At 42.7% G+C, this 635-nt stretch carries 1 protein-coding gene; it reads left to right on the top strand.

Going from position 1 to position 635, the window contains the following annotated elements; translation table 11 throughout:
* A partial coding sequence (gene mchS3 / locus AC1DKD_RS41780) for an MchS3 family protein (RefSeq protein ID WP_477144802.1) occupies positions 1-486 on the top strand: 486 nt, incomplete at its 5' end.
* Between the last annotated feature and the right edge of the window lie 149 nt (positions 487-635).

The raw sequence follows: 635 nt of genomic DNA, 5'->3' as shown, positions 1-635 counted from the left end.
CAGATGAATTATATGGGTCAAAATCTACGTCGAAAATATTTTTTAATTGTTGTTCATGTGGCTATTATCATGATTCTCGCTTCGGCGTCACTTGCGAGTGCAGATGGCGGTACTTCTTCGTTAGGTGAGCAGCGAAAATTCGAGGAAATAGAAACTTTCAGTCTCGGAATGGTTGGGTTCTATGGGCATGTAAGTCATCAGGAGGAATTATATCGGTCTATTCTAAAAAAGCGTGATTCCGTTTCATTTTTTATACGAATAGTAAATTCTAAAACGGCAACAGTAGAGTCAAAATTGTATGCCGCCTGTGGGCTTCGCGAAAAATCGCCGCTGGCATTCGATGAGGCGAAAATATCGATCATTAAATCTGGAGGGATGGCATCAGTTTTGAGGGCTGACATTTTAAAAAGGGAGGACGTAGCAGAAATAATCGAGTTCATTGATGATCATGGCTGCAAATCCGTTTACAAAAAGGACAAGAGATGAGAGTTATTACAGATGAAGAAATGAAAATGATGGCGGGTGGAATGAATATGTCTGGTGAAGCCGAGTCAAGCAATGTGATTGACCTCCGGGGGCGAAACATGGGGAGCTATATTGACGCAAATGGTGGGTGTTGGGCTCCTGGTACGCCC

The organism is Cupriavidus sp. 05T313, from assembly GCF_056396665.1.
This window is presented reverse-complemented; position numbering and strand designations above follow the sequence as displayed.